This is a genomic window from Bacillus sp. 17RED48, assembly GCF_019837545.1.
GTDB classification, from domain to species: domain Bacteria; phylum Bacillota; class Bacilli; order Bacillales; family Bacillaceae_G; genus Bacillus_A; species Bacillus_A wiedmannii.
Window position 1 is genome coordinate 1,103,057 of record NZ_JADAXG010000001.1, and the last position, 16,404, is coordinate 1,119,460.

The 16,404-nt window shown below is 34.6% G+C and carries 18 protein-coding genes and 2 pseudogenes; 12 read left to right on the forward strand and 8 right to left on the reverse strand.

Annotated features, from left to right (window positions below):
• The first annotated feature begins 77 nt into the window (after window positions 1-77).
• From ILT06_RS06160 to dpaB, 5 genes and pseudogenes are all read left to right on the forward strand, one after another.
• Window positions 78-977 carry a polysaccharide deacetylase family protein gene (locus tag ILT06_RS06160; RefSeq protein ID WP_064475020.1) on the forward strand — a complete coding sequence of 300 codons (900 nt, stop codon included), beginning with the start codon at window positions 78-80 and terminating at the stop codon, window positions 975-977.
• Window positions 978-1,063: 86 nt separating this feature from the next.
• Window positions 1,064-2,305, forward strand: coding sequence for a M16 family metallopeptidase (locus ILT06_RS06165; RefSeq protein WP_000593005.1), 1,242 nt, complete (start codon window positions 1,064-1,066; stop codon window positions 2,303-2,305).
• A gap of 130 nt (window positions 2,306-2,435) precedes the next feature.
• The gene (locus ILT06_RS06170; protein WP_064475021.1) at window positions 2,436-2,687 is read left to right on the forward strand and encodes a YlmC/YmxH family sporulation protein; all 252 of its coding nucleotides are present in this window, start codon (window positions 2,436-2,438) and stop codon (window positions 2,685-2,687) included.
• Between the two features lie 274 nt (window positions 2,688-2,961).
• Window positions 2,962-3,864, forward strand: coding sequence for a dipicolinic acid synthetase subunit A (gene dpaA / locus ILT06_RS06175; protein WP_000954740.1), 903 nt, complete (start codon window positions 2,962-2,964; stop codon window positions 3,862-3,864).
• A pseudogene (gene dpaB, locus ILT06_RS06180) lies at window positions 3,861-4,286 on the forward strand (dipicolinate synthase subunit B); the annotation flags it as partial. The gene dpaA and the pseudogene dpaB, both read left to right, overlap by 4 nt.
• A 32-nt stretch (window positions 4,287-4,318) precedes the next feature.
• Here the strand turns inward: dpaB and ILT06_RS06185 are convergent.
• The 4 genes from ILT06_RS06185 to ILT06_RS06200 form a co-directional block, all read right to left on the reverse strand.
• Window positions 4,319-5,866, reverse strand: a complete 1,548-nt coding sequence (locus tag ILT06_RS06185) for a recombinase family protein (protein WP_098110637.1) — start codon at window positions 5,864-5,866, stop codon at window positions 4,319-4,321.
• Window positions 5,867-6,001: 135 nt separating this feature from the next.
• On the reverse strand, window positions 6,002-6,793 hold the full coding sequence (locus tag ILT06_RS06190) for a hypothetical protein (RefSeq protein ID WP_222654923.1): 792 nt from the start codon (window positions 6,791-6,793) through the stop codon (window positions 6,002-6,004).
• Window positions 6,794-6,813: 20 nt separating this feature from the next.
• Window positions 6,814-7,263: an ImmA/IrrE family metallo-endopeptidase gene (locus ILT06_RS06195; RefSeq protein ID WP_222654924.1), complete on the reverse strand. Its 450-nt coding sequence runs from the start codon at window positions 7,261-7,263 to the stop codon at window positions 6,814-6,816.
• A 12-nt stretch (window positions 7,264-7,275) separates the two neighbouring features.
• A complete protein-coding gene (locus tag ILT06_RS06200; protein ID WP_098111232.1) occupies window positions 7,276-7,713 on the reverse strand; it encodes a helix-turn-helix domain-containing protein in 438 nt (145 codons plus the stop codon).
• Window positions 7,714-7,907: 194 nt separating this feature from the next.
• Here ILT06_RS06200 and ILT06_RS06205 point away from each other — a divergent pair, with 194 nt between their 5' ends.
• From ILT06_RS06205 to ILT06_RS33025, 3 genes are all read left to right on the forward strand, one after another.
• The gene (locus tag ILT06_RS06205) at window positions 7,908-8,099 is read left to right on the forward strand and encodes a helix-turn-helix transcriptional regulator (RefSeq protein WP_222654925.1); all 192 of its coding nucleotides are present in this window, start codon (window positions 7,908-7,910) and stop codon (window positions 8,097-8,099) included.
• An 11-nt stretch (window positions 8,100-8,110) separates the two neighbouring features.
• Window positions 8,111-8,359 (forward strand): hypothetical protein, encoded by a 249-nt coding sequence (locus ILT06_RS06210; protein WP_222654926.1) that lies wholly within the window; start codon window positions 8,111-8,113, stop codon window positions 8,357-8,359.
• A gap of 90 nt (window positions 8,360-8,449) precedes the next feature.
• Window positions 8,450-8,785, forward strand: coding sequence for an N-acetylmuramoyl-L-alanine amidase C-terminal domain-containing protein (locus ILT06_RS33025; protein ID WP_374452347.1), 336 nt, complete (start codon window positions 8,450-8,452; stop codon window positions 8,783-8,785).
• 46 nt (window positions 8,786-8,831) lie between these two features.
• On the opposite strand, the gene ILT06_RS06225 is transcribed toward ILT06_RS33025, so the two are convergent.
• From ILT06_RS06225 to ILT06_RS06240, 4 genes are all read right to left on the reverse strand, one after another.
• The gene (locus ILT06_RS06225) at window positions 8,832-9,260 is read right to left on the reverse strand and encodes an SMI1/KNR4 family protein (RefSeq protein WP_088047308.1); all 429 of its coding nucleotides are present in this window, start codon (window positions 9,258-9,260) and stop codon (window positions 8,832-8,834) included.
• A 601-nt stretch (window positions 9,261-9,861) separates the two neighbouring features.
• Window positions 9,862-10,095: a hypothetical protein gene (locus ILT06_RS06230; RefSeq protein ID WP_179876798.1), complete on the reverse strand. Its 234-nt coding sequence runs from the start codon at window positions 10,093-10,095 to the stop codon at window positions 9,862-9,864.
• Between the two features lie 163 nt (window positions 10,096-10,258).
• Complete coding sequence (locus ILT06_RS06235; RefSeq protein WP_000273069.1) at window positions 10,259-10,672, reverse strand: hypothetical protein; 414 nt, start codon at window positions 10,670-10,672, stop codon at window positions 10,259-10,261.
• Between the two features lie 13 nt (window positions 10,673-10,685).
• Complete coding sequence (locus tag ILT06_RS06240) at window positions 10,686-11,711, reverse strand: WXG100 family type VII secretion target (RefSeq protein WP_098111236.1); 1,026 nt, start codon at window positions 11,709-11,711, stop codon at window positions 10,686-10,688.
• Between the two features lie 382 nt (window positions 11,712-12,093).
• On the opposite strand from ILT06_RS06240, the pseudogene spoVFB reads away from it, so the two are divergent.
• The 4 genes and pseudogenes from spoVFB to dapA all read left to right on the forward strand — a co-directional run.
• A pseudogene (gene spoVFB, locus ILT06_RS06245) lies at window positions 12,094-12,288 on the forward strand (dipicolinate synthase subunit B); the annotation flags it as partial.
• Window positions 12,289-12,438: 150 nt separating this feature from the next.
• On the forward strand, window positions 12,439-13,485 hold the full coding sequence (gene asd / locus ILT06_RS06250) for an aspartate-semialdehyde dehydrogenase (RefSeq protein ID WP_000414854.1): 1,047 nt from the start codon (window positions 12,439-12,441) through the stop codon (window positions 13,483-13,485).
• A 23-nt stretch (window positions 13,486-13,508) separates the two neighbouring features.
• Window positions 13,509-14,741, forward strand: a complete 1,233-nt coding sequence (dapG, locus tag ILT06_RS06255; protein ID WP_064475022.1) for an aspartate kinase — start codon at window positions 13,509-13,511, stop codon at window positions 14,739-14,741.
• An 11-nt stretch (window positions 14,742-14,752) separates the two neighbouring features.
• Window positions 14,753-15,631 (forward strand): 4-hydroxy-tetrahydrodipicolinate synthase, encoded by an 879-nt coding sequence (gene dapA / locus ILT06_RS06260; protein WP_000564777.1) that lies wholly within the window; start codon window positions 14,753-14,755, stop codon window positions 15,629-15,631.
• The last annotated feature ends 773 nt before the right edge of the window (window positions 15,632-16,404 follow it).

Below are 16,404 nucleotides of genomic sequence, written 5' to 3' on the forward strand. Positions count from 1 at the left end.
ATAGTTTTCATTATAACGCTCAAATTAACAAAGATAAGAAGAAAAAAGGTTTTTATATAGTTAATGGGAGGGTTTATATGAAAGCTCGTATATTGGCATACATATGTATAGTTTTTTTATATGTCAGTGTAGGCTCTTATTCCGTTTTTGCACAGGATAACTTGTATGAAGAAATTCAAAAACATGCAAAACAATATGAGATTGCACCTCAAAATGCGATGATTGATAAAATATGGAAAGCAACACCAGGATATAATGGAAGACAAGTTGATATCGAAGCATCCTATAATAATATGAAGAAGCTAAAGAAATTTGATCAAAAAAATCTTGAATTCAAGGAAGTATCACCGGGTGTCCACTTAAAAGATTTATCACCAGCTCCAATTTATAGGGGACATCCAAATAAAAAGATGGTGGGATTAACAATAAATGTGGCATGGGGAAACGAGTATTTGCCACGTATATTAGAGATATTGAAAAAACATGATGTGAAGGCGACTTTCTTTTTAGAAGGACGCTGGGTGAAAGAAAATTTACGATTTGCAAAAATGATTGTCGATGCAAATCAAGAAGTCGGAAATCATTCTTACACACACCCTAATATGAAAACGTTATCTTCTGATGAAATACGAGATCAGTTACAAAAAACAAATCGAATGATCGAAGCAGCTACGAATCAAAAGGTGAGATGGTTTGCTCCGCCGAGTGGAAGTTTTCGGGATGAAGTCGTGAAAATTGCTGATGATTTCCAAATGGGAACGATTATGTGGACTGTCGATACAATTGATTGGAAGCGACCTGATCCAGATGTACTATTGCAGAGAGTAATGAGAAAAATACATCCAGGTGCTATCGTATTAATGCATCCAACTTCATCAACAACAGAAGCATTAGATACAATGATTACAAAATTGAAGGAACAAGGATATAAAGTAGGGAATATAACAGAATTACTGGATGAAAAACGTGTGGATTAAATACATTTGCATGACATTCATCCTTAAACTTGTTATCATTAAATAATAGCACTTATTTAGAGAAACTGGCAGTAGGAGGAAAGTTTTTGATTAAAAAATATACTTGTAAAAATGGTGTAAGAATAGTTATGGAGAATATACCAACCGTAAGATCGGTTGCGATTGGTATTTGGATCCATGCGGGATCAAGAAATGAAAATGAAAAAAATAATGGGGTTTCCCACTTTTTAGAGCATATGTTCTTTAAAGGAACGGAAACACGTAGTGCACGCGAAATTGCAGAATCATTTGATAGCATTGGTGGGCAAGTGAATGCTTTTACTTCAAAAGAATACACTTGTTACTATGCAAAAGTGCTAGATGAGCATGCTAAATATGCTTTAGATGTATTAGCAGATATGTTCTTTAATTCAACATTTGATGAGGAAGAACTGAAAAAAGAGAAGAATGTCGTATGTGAAGAAATTAAAATGTACGAAGATGCTCCAGATGATATTGTGCATGATATGTTAACGAAAGCAACATATGAAACGCATCCGCTTGGATATCCTATTTTAGGAACTGAAGAAACGCTTGATACGTTTACAGGTGATACGCTACGCCAATATATAAAAGATCATTACACACCTGAAAATGTCGTTGTTTCAGTTGCAGGAAATATTGATGAAGCCTTTTTACAAACGGTAGAGCAATATTTCGGTAGTTATGAAGGAACAACAAACCGTGAACAAGTACATAGCCCAATTTTCCATTTTAATAAAGTAGCACGTAAAAAGGAAACAGAACAAGCTCATTTATGTTTAGGATATAAAGGCTTACAAATGGGACACGAAGATATTTATAACTTAATTGTATTAAATAACGTTTTAGGCGGTAGTATGAGTAGCCGTTTATTCCAAGAAGTACGTGAGCAACGCGGGTTAGCCTACTCAGTATTTTCTTACCATTCTTCTTATGAAGATACAGGTATGTTAACGCTGTATGGTGGAACAGGTAGCCAACAATTAGATACACTGTATGAAACAATGCAAGAAACATTAGACACATTGAAAAATACAGGTATTACAGAAAAAGAGCTTATTAATAGTAAAGAGCAATTAAAAGGAAACTTAATGTTAAGTTTAGAAAGTACGAATAGCCGTATGAGCCGTAATGGTAAAAATGAATTGCTACTTCGTAAGCATCGTTCACTTGATGAGATTATTGAAAGTGTAAACACAGTAACAAAAGAAAATGTTGATGAGTTAATTCGTAACATGTTTACAGATGAATTCTCTGCAGCATTAATTAGTCCAGATGGAAAACTTCCAAAAGGAATAAAACTATAATTGCTTTATATGAAGTATGTAAAAATAACCGTATCTCTTTTAAATGAGATACGGTTATTTTTTTTGGATATACAGAATAGGTACTAATTATGGATAACTTAAATTCACAATTTCGGTAGGGGGAGAGTGTATGCGTTTAAGCGAATTAAGTGGTAAAGAGATCGTAAATTTAGAAAGTGCCGAGAAAATGGGGGTTTTAGGATATGTGGATTTAGAGATTGATGAGAAGGATGGCCAAATACAGGCTCTTATCATACCTGCTGGAAAATGGGGAGGTTTTAAAAAGGAACCACAAGAAATAAGAGTAGGGTGGAGCCAAATTAAAAAAGTGGGGTATGATATGATCCTTTGTGATATTACGGATCGTTCAAATTCGAAGTGAAAGATGGCCATTTTGGTCATCTTTTTTTGTTCATTTCCCTTTGATTATTAGCTCACATGAATTGAGCTTTTACCGGCAATCAATTTCTCGCATAATGTCCTCTAATATGCCGAATTTTCAGACGGTTGTCTTACTGCATACAAATAGCAGGATAAATCATACGTGCTTTTTGTTTTTCAATCACCTAAAACTCGTACATTACATAAGATGTGGAGGAAAAAGAAAAAGTAGGCACTTTTCTTATAAATGACAGAAAAAGAAGGTGAATTAGGGAATGTTGACTGAGATGCATATTGCTGTCATAGGAGGAGATGCAAGACAGCTAGAAGTAATTCGCAAGCTAGTTGAATTGGATGCGAAACTTTCATTGATAGGGTTTGATCAGTTAGATCATGGCTTCACAGGGGCAGCAAAAGAAAGTATACAAAATTTAGATTTCACTTCTGTAGATGCAATTATTTTGCCAGTTGCAGGTACAAATGCCAAGGGAGAAGTAGATACTATTTTTTCAAACGAAAAAGTTTCAATAACGAAAGAACAAATTGAAAATACACCAGAACACTTTACTATATATTCAGGTATTGGTACGCCTTACTTGGAAAATCTCGTATCTACTACAAACCGCAAACTTGTTAAATTATTTGATCGTGATGATGTGGCAATCTACAATTCTATTCCAACTGTAGAAGGTACATTAATGATGGTAATTCAACATACCGACTATACAATTCATGGTTCCAATGTAATGGTTTTAGGATTTGGTAGAACAGGGATGAGTGTTGCCAGAGCATTTCAATCATTAGGGGCCCATGTCAAAGTTGGAGCAAGACGATCGGAACATATTGCACGTATTACAGAAATGATGTTTTCTCCTTTTCATATGCAAAACATTGAGAAAGAAGTAGGAAATATCGATATTGTCATTAATACAATTCCGCATCTCGTCGTGACAGCGAATGTCATTTCAAAAATGCCAGCTCATACGTTAGTAATTGATTTAGCTTCTAAACCAGGCGGTACCGACTTTAGATATGCGGAAAAAAGAGGAGTCAAAGCGCTGTTAGCACCTGGATTACCTGGTATTGTTGCTCCAAAAACAGCAGGACAAATTTTAGCGAACGTTCTTTCTCAGTTACTAGCAGAAGACGTAATAGCAAGAAAGGAGAATGGGGAATGAATTTAAAAGGGAAAAGAATAGGGTTTGGTTTTACGGGTTCACATTGTACGTACGAAGAAGTAATGCCTCATTTAGAAAAATTAATTGCTGAGGGAGCAGAAGTACGCCCCGTTGTTTCTTACACTGTTCAATCAACAAATACGAGATTTGGCGAAGGAGCAGAGTGGATTAAAAAGATTGAAGAAGTAACAGGTTTTAAAGCGATTAATTCCATCGTTGGTGCAGAACCACTAGGACCTAAAATTCCACTAGATTGTATGGTGATTGCGCCACTAACAGGAAATTCTATGAGTAAATTTGCAAATGCAATGACAGACTCTCCAGTATTAATGGCAGCAAAAGCGACGCTAAGAAATGGCAAGCCTGTCGTATTGGCTGTTTCGACGAATGATGCTTTAGGGCTGAATGGCGTCAACCTAATTACACCAACAAGGTGACAACAAAGCGTGAACGCTTATATGTCGCCATCTTGAGGGAGCTTAGGGTAAAGCACAAGTTCGAAATCATCGAGCCTTTGCCACTTTTCTTTCTTATAAACAGCTTTTTCTAAAACCGACTTTAGGAGGCTGTTTTTCTTTTTGGGATCATCTGTTTTAAAGTACAGATCAAGAACATGCTCCACTTGAGGTATTGTATCTTTCTTAACTTTTTCCTTCTTAATTTCGGTTTTAATTTCTTTCTTTAAGTTTTCCATCGTGGAAGTAATTTCAGTTATACGGTCAGAAACTACATTCGAGCGTTCTAAAAACATATCGACTGTGTAAACGCCACGTTCTAATAAATCATGTAAATTATTTTTTTGTTTTTGGACATCCACTAATTCTTTTTCAAGCTTGCGTAATGCAGCTTCATTCATTTGAATAACTTGTGTTTCTTTTAACTTGTCATCTTGCTTATGTTTTTCAAAATCAGCTTTATAATTGATGTACCATTCTTTTAATGCCTCGAGTAAACGCTTCTCAATTAATTCAGTATAGCTTGATTTGTTTTCGCAACCACGGTGCTTACAATCCATCGTTTCTTTGCGGTTCTTCGGATAACGTTGGACCATGCTATAACCACATTTACTACATTTAATAATACCAGCTAGTGGATTTTTAATTCCATTCGTATTGTAAGGAACGTGATACCTTGAATTTAATTTTTCTTGCACTTGCTCAAATAAGCTTGCAGGTATGATAGGCTCATGTTTACCATCAGCAATAATCCAATCTGATTTATCTTGACGAGCACAACTTCTTTTTACGGCATCAGGTTGTTTTACTTCTTTTCGTTTTTGCCACGTTACTTTTCCTATGTACACATTATTTTTTAATATATCCAAGATGCTATAAGGATTCCATTCATTACCTAACTTACTTTTGTAGCCAAGTTCATTTAACTTGTTTCTGATTGCGCTAGCGCCCATATCCTCGTTTGCATACCAATCAAATATCATTCTTATGACAGAAGCTTCTTCTGAATTAATCGTTAACGTACGCTCTCGCTTATTTAAACGGTGGATATCATAGCCATAAGGCGCATGGGTACCGAGGTAATTACCAGCCTCCACGCTTGCTATACGGCCTCGTTGCATACGTCGTGTAATAATCTTTAACTCCTTACGAGCCATAAACGCTTCAAATTCGCTGTATTCTTCATCCCACTCATCATTAAGGTCATAAGTCTTCCTAGGTGTCATAATCTTCGTATTCGAGCGTTTAAACGTCTCTAAAATGATTCCTTGCTCTTTCATACCACCACGACCTAAACGGTCCATATCCATACAAAGAACAACATCATATTTATTATCTTCAATTTCTTCAAGCAATGCTAACATTTCAGGTCGTTTCACTAAACTTTCACCAGAAACGATTTCTTCACGAACAGCTAAAACATTTAAGTTCATTTCCTTGGCAATTTTCAGCAGGGTAGATCGGTGCTTTGCTAAAGTTTCACCTTCGCCGCGTGCTTCGGCTTCGAGATCGGCGCGGGATTTACGTAAGTAGATTGCGGTTTTCATAGAAATTCCTCCCTTTAATAGCTATTATAAACTCTAATAATGAATATAGAAGTATTCTTTTTTTAGAGAATGTATGTTCTTTTTGTATTAGAAGAAAAGCCCACAAAGGGGCTTTAAGAAACTATTTTTGTTAGTTTAATTTGAATGTGTTATTACAGTATCCATATCATTCTCATGCTTGTTCTCATTTACAATCTTTTGGTATTTCAAATATACTTTTGAATCGAAATCACATATAAAGAATACATCGGTATTTTTATAAAACTCTGAGAAGTAAACAGTTCTTTTATTATCGATTATATATCCATGTTTTAATTTCTCAGTTTTAATTTTCGCTTCACTTACTAGGGATACAGAGTATTCTTGTTGTACTTTAATTTTGTGTTTATTAATTATTATAGTATATAAAGGGAAAAGCATAATTAAGAAGAAAAATGCTGTGATTATAGTTTTAACACTAGGATCTATATATAAAGAATAGCTAAATAAAATACTATGTGCGAAAACCCCGCTAATCATTGTGAGCATAAATATATTATCGAATTTTGTTTTATCAATTTTTTTCGATTCCGAAGTACGTAAAGCAGATATAAGAATTTTAATTAAGTAAAGTCCCCATATTATTAGTGGTAGTAAAAAAGCAATGATAACAATCCAATCATTATTTAACTGAAAGCTTTCAAAACCAAGGTACAGTAGCATCGTAATAGAAATATTTAAAATAACAAATAGTATGTCTCCCATAATTAAACGCCATATTTGTAGGTTTTTTTGTTGTGTTTTTTCTAAAAATAGTTGATCAATTTCACTTAGGGTTATGATTTTAAGGTTTTTATTAAAAATAAAACCAATTAGGGCAAGAGCCGCTGTTCCAAGTGTCGCTATTGCAGTGACTAATTTTATAAGAGTTTCAATTGATAAATTCAAGTTGTATTTCCTTCTTTCATTTAATTTTTCTTACAAGAACCTTTATACATTTTTAAACGAGCGAATCCTCCAGGAATCCCATGAGCCTCCGCAATTTCTTGAATAGATAAACGAGTATCTTTATAAGCAGAAATCATTTCATCGGTAAGTAACAATTCTACAGCAAATGTATTTGCTTCGATTTCTAAGCGATCCACTGAAAAAAAGGTTTGGTTACGCAAGAAGGGGGTATTTGCTTTAGGATGAAGTACAGCATGACCTAATTCATGTGCACAAACAAATTGTTGAGTGGTTTCGTTAATTCGATTATTAATATGAATGAATTTAAAGCGTTTATAAGTGTTGTAAAAACCAAGAGTATTCCCAAGGTCTTCGAACAACACTATAATACTTTTTCGTTTAGCAATTTCAAAGGGGTTTGTTGTGCCGTGCTTTTTTACGATTTTGAGTACGTATTCTTTAATTTCCATTTCTCGCTCCGTTCAATCTTTTTTATACTTGTTTGGAGTGAATTTTTGTTTTGCTAATTGTTTTGCCATGCGCATAGAGTTTTCTAGAGAAATACGAATCATTTCTTTTGTGTGTTCGTCTATTGGTTCTCCGTCAAACATTAACGCTTCATCGCTGTTTTCTAGCTCTTCTAAGGTTTTTTCTAAATCACGTGCGATATCACGTTCTTCCTTAATTGATAATTTAGATGAATTATTAGATACCATTTCTTTTGTTTGTGTTCTATCTAACAGATAATCTGTTGATACCTCAAAAAAGTCTGCAATTTTCTTTAAAGTATCATAATCTGGTTCGCGCTGACCTTGCTCATAATTAGCTAATTTTCCTCTTGAAAAGCCCAAACGATCAGCAAGTTCATATTGACTTAGTTTTTGTTTTTTTCTAAGTTCTGAAATCTTTTTTCCAAGCATAAATTCTTCCTTCTTTCCCAATAAGAATAGGCGCTTTTTATTAATTATAGAAACGTTTAGTTTCTAAATCCACTAAGGAAACGAAATGTTTCTAATAAAAATTTACAGAAACATTTCGTTTCTGTATATTGTGGAGTATAAGGAAACAAAATGTTTCTTTCGGGGGTGGAATATTAGATAAAAAAAGAAATAAAATGATTGAACTTAGAAGTGATCAATCAAGATTAGTCGTAGCAAAGGATTTGAAAATTACTCCTCAAATGCTAGGGGCAATTGAGCGTGGTGATAGGACGCCTTCATTAGAATTGGCTAAAAGAATAGCTGATTTTTATAAAACTACAATTGATGATCTTTTTTTAGTTAAAAAGGAAACGAAATGTTTCTGAGAGGTGGGGAAATGCCATCAACTAACATGGCAGTACCAACAGAACCGTCGCATAAACATATAAAAAGCACTTCAAGAGGTGAAACCATGAGCCAACAAGAAGAATATGCGGCGACTTATGAATTTGGAAAAACGAAAGTCCATGTTGTGGCTCCTGAGCCAAAATCACAAAAGGATATTGATAAAATCCGTCAAGCATATTACAAGGCTGGTTGGGCCATCATCAAAGAAATACAAGTAAAAGCAAACGTTGAGGAATAGTTCCTCTCTTTTTACATGAAAAATAGACAAGTTACATATGCACTAAGTTCATTGTAACCATTTGAAAACTAAATATGGAGGCGAACAGATATGGGAACAAGCATATACTGCAATTCAGCAATAGGGGAATTATTACAGAATGCTAGAGAATGTTGCGACAATGTTCAGCTGAAAACAAAGAAAGGGTTATCTAAGTACCTTGGTATTACACATGAACGATTAACCCGTATTGAATCTGGGCTTTCTAAACCAGAGTTTGAACTTGCGATGGATTGGTGTCATGCAACAGGAGCACAAATGACAGGTACGTTTCTTCTCCAAGGAGATGGATTAACTTTCGTAGTAACAGATCCTACGAGTGATGCGCAATTAAAAGCAATGAAGGAATACCTTGACCGTAAAGGTTGGTGGTATGAAGTTAAATAAAAATAAGAGCCGATTCCAATTCAGGAGTCGGCTCTTATTATTTTAACTATGACAACAATTCCTCTACTCCGACACCATCTATTAACAATGCTTTTAATGAAGGAGCTATTTTAATTGTCTCTTCAATATCTAAATCTCCAAAATCCACTGTATATAATCCGAATCCTTCTTTTCCATCTACATATAGTAATGCTTTTCCGCCTTCATCATCACCGATTGCCAGTGAATTTGGTATATATTTTTGAATATCATGTGCTTCATTCATCTCTATGCAATCAGTAGGGCTCCAAATACGTATGTAAAGTTCATTTTGTACATTAATCTCTGCATTTGTACAATGTTGGATTACTTCTAAATAATCTAATGGTACATCTATTGATGAGAACTTTTGTAATTCTTGAATGGCCTCTTTACTCGCTGGTGATTCCTGAGCTTCTAATGTGAAGGCTTCATTTAATTTTTCTAGAATATTCATTAATAATCAATCCTCTCATACTTTACTTTTAATTTATCAAGCATTTTATATTGCTGTTCTAAAGTTTCTGAAATGTTTTCTTTAGGGAATCCTGCGCGTTCAAAATCAGATACAAGATTCAGTATCTGGACCGAAACTGTAAATCACACTTTCTTTATCCTCATTTTCTTTCATTATTGCTAATAGTGGATATCTCCCCATTGTTCTCAGCACTCCTTAATCAAAACTTTATCAAGAGGAACTGTTAAATGCTCATCAAAAGGTATCATTGGCTCAGTTTTAGGTGAATCCCATGGGCGTCTTGAATCAACTGTCTTACGATGTGCTGTTACATAATCTGTTTTAAAAATTCTTTCAAATCGAGATTCAAAGTATTCTTGTTTTGAAATTATGTAGGAAAGGGAAGAGATTGTAAATATAAAATACAAAAATGAAGACTATGTGTATGTGAAATATGATATAAAGGTGTATTCAGACTCTGGAAGAACAAAATTAGTTGATTTGTATTCAGAACAGTTTGCTGAAAGATATGGATAATACTTTTCTTTAAAATAAAAAACTGAACTAGGTAATTTCCTAATTCAGCTTTTTTAACATGATTTCACCCATATAGAATTTTTCTACCAACAAAATTAAGCTTCCATTTTTTACAAGAAGGACATAAATATAATTCAATAACAACAATACTGTCCTCAACTAACTCTTCAAACTTATCAAACGGCATTGTATCAACCATTTTATATACATCCATACATTCACCACATTCACACTTCGCACTTTCTATAGAACGAGAATTAAATACTTCTAAAGCATTATTACATAAGAAGTAAACCAATTCATGTGAAGGCTCTATTTCAGACGCTTCAGCTTCACGCCATACGCTTCTGGGAATCTCAGGTGATACACTTACTAGTCAATCCTCTATTATTTGACGCCAATCGAATAATAGAGTTCGTTTTTATTTAGTTTAAACAATTCTGTTTCTAAAGATATAAATACTAAGACTGTGTATTTTGTTGTAAAAATGCTTCTAAAATTCTTTTAACTGGCAGACTCGATTTTTTCAGTAGACTCTCTGCTTTATCCATTATTTTCTTGTTGGAAGCGATTATTTTTTTATATTCTTCATTGTTAAAAGAACGCAAAGAGTCTATTACATATTCAGCTAATTCATCATTCGCATTGAGTAAATCTAGTAATAAATTGAATCCATTCATCCCAGTATCTTCATCTATACAATATACTAATCTAATTTTATATTTATCATCTCTGTCCTTTAGATTTTGAAGCAATTTATCCCAATCATTTTCAGTAAATTCACTTATCAACTCTTGTACATACATAAATTCATCATCATAGAAGTAGTTATCTGAGCTATTTTCAGATAATACTGCATCTACTTTTTCATACATTTATGTTCCTCCTCTATTTGGTAAATCCACCTGGTAATGGTGCATTAATTTGACCTGTTGGATATCCACTAACCACATTGTCACCTATTTTTATTACATCAATTTCTACGCCGTCAATAATTTCCCTATGAAAAGTTGCTCCATCTCTCCCTCTAATACCTAACGGGGAAGAGTTACCTATATCAGTTATACTATCTAAAATCTTTGTATCACTCCAACTATCTGGAAATATTGTACTATTTTTTATTTTAGCCAATTTCCCGTCAGGGAATTGAGTCGTATATTTGATATCTTTCGTACCATTTGGATTGACCTTAATCGTCTCTGTAGCATAATTAGGATGACTATTTTTAATATTTGATGAATGTCCTCCAATAATTTCATTTTTATTAGGATTTTTTCTCTGTCCCAAAAGAATTTTCTCTTCCATTTCGGATGAAATAATTGACTTAGTCCCGCTGGCTTTCCCAACAGGTACTTTTTTAGCTGTATTTACAGCCTCAGTAGCCTTAGCAGTCATTTTAACTCCTTTTCCTACTTTAGCTATCTTTCCAAAGGGTGTAAGTCCGGCTACAGCCATGACACCTGCTCCAGCACGTTCCCACCCCGAAAGTTTTTCGCCAGTAGATGGATCAATACCATCCCAAACACGACGAACATCATACTCACCACTTATTTCACCCGCTATATCCCTAGCTAGTTTTTTACCATCAAAACCCTCTTTTTCTGATGATAGTGGTCCACACATTGCACCTTTTTCCATTGTAACATCTTGATTATCTGTATTGCGGAATTTTTCGGCAATTCGTTTCAAATCTTCTTCCACTTGTATAAGTGAATTGATAGATGTAAAAGCTTTTGGTCTCGCATCATTGAACATTTGAATGAATTGTTGATTAGAGGCACCAATCCATTGAAAACACAAATGATCAATTTCATTACATAAATTATTATGTATAGATTCTAATGCGATTCTGGTATTACTTGCACGATTAGCAACTTCTTCTAGCGTTTCAGGTGTTACTTTGATTTGAACCATTTCTTTCCTCCCTTTCCCAATTAAAATTATGGGACAAGAAGAAAAAAATGTAAATATCTAATGTAGAGATAGAAGAAAGAGAAGGTGTAAATAGGAAAAAACGTCTATTTATATGAAGATTTTTATTTTAACGATATTTAAAATTTACTTTTAGATAATGCTTTTAATATAGGGTTTATGATTTTATTAAATAAACGAAATCCCCTAATTGTTATAAATAACTGTATTATTATACCGAATTTTGGGGATATGTGGATTATTTATGAAATAATAAAATGTATGCTTAGAGATTTTTGGTTCCACATAAAATCAAAATGGATTTAACTAACCATGATTTTTATATATAATAGAAGAAAGTGAAATGGATTTATTTTGTTATCACCTTGTTGGTGTCAACCTCATGCGCCTAATGGCAACAAAAAACATCTACTTCGTCCCATTCGGTCAAGATGCACCAGAGAAAAAACCGAACTCAATGGTAGCTCGTATGGAGCTGCTTGAAGATACAGTATTAGAAGCGCTGCAAGGAAAGCAATTGCAACCGGTTGTCGTAGAAAAATTCAGATATATGAATTAAAAAACGAAAAAAAACGGACAATTTTTGATGAAACCATCATTCTTACTGTAGAATATGATAAAATTAACGTTATTAAGATTAGAAGGGGTATTGTATACTCCTTCTGATTCTAAGTTATAGAAGGATTGGTATCTAGAAAGGGGCATAGTGATGGAAAAGCAAAAAACTTTTCATGTCGCTGTAGTTGGAGCAACCGGCGCAGTTGGTGAACAAATGTTAAATACTTTAGAGAAACGAGAATTTCCAATCGGGAAGTTAACGTTACTTTCATCTAAACGATCTGCAGGTAAGAAACTTGTATTTAAAGGCGAAGAATTTACAGTTCAAGAGGCAACTCCTGAAAGTTTTGAAGGAGTAGATATCGCACTATTTAGTGCTGGTGGATCTGTATCAAAACAATTAGCGCCAGAAGCAGCAAAGCGCGGTGCGATTGTTGTTGATAATACAAGTGCATTCCGTATGACAGAAAACGTGCCACTTGTTGTACCTGAAGTAAATGAAAACGACTTAAAAGAACATAATGGTATTATTGCAAATCCAAACTGTTCTACAATTCAAATGGTAGTAGCTCTTGAGCCAGTTCGTCAGCAATATGGTTTAAAACGAGTAATCGTTTCCACATATCAAGCTGTATCAGGTGCTGGTGCGGCAGCGATTGAAGAACTTCATGAACAATCACAAGCAATCTTAAATGGTGAAGAAGTGAAGGCAAATGTTTTACCTGTATCAGGTGATAAAAAGCATTTCCAAATTGCTTTCAACGCGATTCCACAGATTGATAAATTCCAAGATAATGGATTTACGTTTGAAGAAATGAAAATGATTAATGAAACGAAAAAAATTATGCATATGCCTGAATTAGAAGTAGCGGCAACATGTGTACGTTTACCAGTTGTATCAGGTCACTCTGAGTCTGTTTACATCGAAGTAGAAAAAGAAGGTGTAACAGTAGAAGAATTCAAGAGCTTACTTGCAAATGCGGAAGGTATTGTTCTACAAGATAATCCAGAAGAGCAGTTATATCCAATGCCAGCTACTGCAGTAGGTAAAAACGAAGTATTCGTTGGAAGAATCCGTAAAGATTTAAATAATGATAAAGGATTCCATCTTTGGGTCGTATCTGATAACTTATTAAAAGGCGCTGCATGGAATTCTGTTCAAATTGCAGAGCGCTTAGTAAAATTACAATTAGTGTAAACGGCTAAGAGAAGGTGCAAAATATGAAAATTATTGTTCAAAAATTTGGTGGCACATCCGTACGTGATGAAAATGGACGTAAGCATGCGCTTCATCATATAAAAAAATCGCTAGATGCGGGTTATAAAGTAGTTACTGTCGTATCTGCTATGGGCCGTAAAGGTGAACCATATGCAACTGATACTTTGTTAAGTCTTGTAAATCAAGAGGAATCTCGCATTTCTAATCGTGAGCAAGATTTATTATTATCATGCGGAGAATTAATCTCAGCAATCGTCTTTTCTAACATGTTAAATGAGAACGGTATAAAAGCAGCGGCATTAAATGGTGCACAAGCTGGTTTTGTAACAAATGAGGATTTTACGAATGCTAAGATTATTGAAATGAATTGCGATCGTGTACATGAAGAGTTAGAAAATGTAGATGTAATCGTCGTTACAGGATTCCAAGGACAAACGAAAAAAGGTGATACGACAACACTTGGACGCGGAGGTAGCGATACTTCAGCTTCTGCATTAGGTGTTGCGCTTCATGCTGAATTTATTGATATCTTTACAGATGTAGAAGGTGTTATGACTGCGGATCCTCGCATTGTAAAAGATGCACGTCATCTTCAAACGGTAACATACAATGAAATTTGTAACATGGCATATCAAGGTGCAAAAGTCGTTCATCCACGTGCAGTTGAAATTGCGATGCATGCCAAAGTACCACTTCGTGTACGTTCTACGTATTCTGATAGTGAAGGTACGCTTATTTCAGCATCGGACGGTGCTACAAAAGGCCGTGATGTAGAAGAACGTCCTGTTACAGGTATCGCTCATGTATCAAATGTGACGCAAATTAAAGTGCTGGCAAAAGAAACAGCATATGATTTACAACAGCATGTGTTTAAAGAAATGGCGAATGAAGGAATCAGTGTCGATTTAATTAACATTTCACCTACTGGGGTAGCTTATACGGTGAGTGATAATGTATCAAGTCGTGCAGTTGAATTATTAAGAAACCTTGGATATGAGCCAATTGTGACAGAGCATTGTGCAAAAGTATCTATTGTAGGAGCTGGAATGGCAGGATACCCAGGGGTTACTGCGAAAATCGTTACAGCTTTAGCGGAAAAAGGTATTCAAATTTTGCAATCGGCAGATAGCCATACGACAATTTGGGTTCTTGTAAAAGAAACTGATTTAGTGGAGGCTGTAAATGCATTACATAGTGCGTTTGAGCTTTCAAAAGAAAAGCAACTGGAACAATAAGGAGTGAGACCATGATAGATTTTGGGACAATTGCAACCGCGATGGTAACTCCGTTTGATAAAAACGGAAATATCGATTTTGCGAAGACAACGAAATTGGTAAATTATTTAATAGATAACGGTACAACAGCAATCGTGGTAGGAGGAACGACAGGAGAATCTCCTACATTAACTTCAGAAGAAAAAGTAGCGTTATATCGCCATGTCGTATCTGTTGTCGATAAAAGGGTGCCCGTAATCGCTGGAACAGGTAGTAATAATACGCATGCTTCTATTGACTTAACTAAAAAGGCAACAGAGGTTGGTGTTGATGCAGTAATGCTAGTAGCACCGTATTATAACAAACCGAGTCAAGAAGGAATGTATCAGCACTTTAAAGCAATTGCTGAAAGCACGCCGCTTCCGGTTATGCTATATAACGTTCCAGGACGATCTATTGTACAAATCTCCGTTGATACAGTTGTTCGTTTATCAGAAATAGAAAACATTGTTGCGATTAAAGATGCAGGTGGCGATGTGTTAACAATGACAGAAATCATTGAAAAAACAGCGGACGACTTTGCAGTATACAGCGGTGATGATGGTTTAACGTTACCAGCTATGGCAGTTGGAGCGAAAGGTATCGTTTCTGTAGCATCTCATGTGATTGGAAATGAAATGCAAGAAATGATTGCAGCATTCCAAGCAGGAGAATTTAAAAAGGCGCAAAAATTACATCAATTACTTGTAAGAGTAACGGATTCATTATTTATGGCGCCAAGCCCAACGCCAGTAAAAACAGCGTTACAAATGGTTGGATTAGATGTAGGTTCTGTACGTTTACCGCTTCTTCCATTAACAGAAGAAGAAAGAGTAACGTTACAATCTGTAATGCAATCTATCCCTCGTTAATAAAAAATGACCTAGTGTAGAACTAGGTTATTTTTTTATGTTATGAAAATCTTTGCCTCTCGTTTCTCACCTACATGTGTTCTTATAAGATCATATTATGCCACTTGTTTAACCGCTTCTTCATTATGTGTTGCAACATGTATAAGAAAATAATCGTACACCTTTAAATGAATCAAAAAATCATAGTTATTATAGGATAAACATTTGTATAAACGTAATAAAATATCGATTCTGTTTTTTAGAGGGATTGTCTCAAATGTGACGTGATTCATAAAAAAGATTCATTTTATAAGTGTTTTTGTTCGATTCTAGAAAAATAAGTCTTGAAAATCCATATTATGAAATTAATTTAGCGTATGTATGGTTATTTCTTCAAAATAATATGGAGTATAAAATCGGAGTAAATATAAAGGAAATACGTTCGATATTTTTGTTGTAATTCCGTTCTTTTACTTCTTCTTTCGCACGATTTAACTTGTGTTCTATTTCTTGTATCAGGTATAATATGGCTAAGTAGCTTAGTACGGGTATGCTTAGCAAAATTGGTAAAAATTATAATTTGATTACATTTTCATATCATATCGAATAAGATATTTGATTTATATAATGAAAGAGAGGTGAAACCTGGTTTAAAAAATAAACAAGGACATGATATCGCATAACGGTAAGGACATTCGTCTTGGACGGTGAATATATGGTGGTTGTAGAGTTTCCCCTGGTGTCTCTGCAATTTTAGTGAAATCAGTGTTTGAAAGATTTTTAAACCAGGCAAC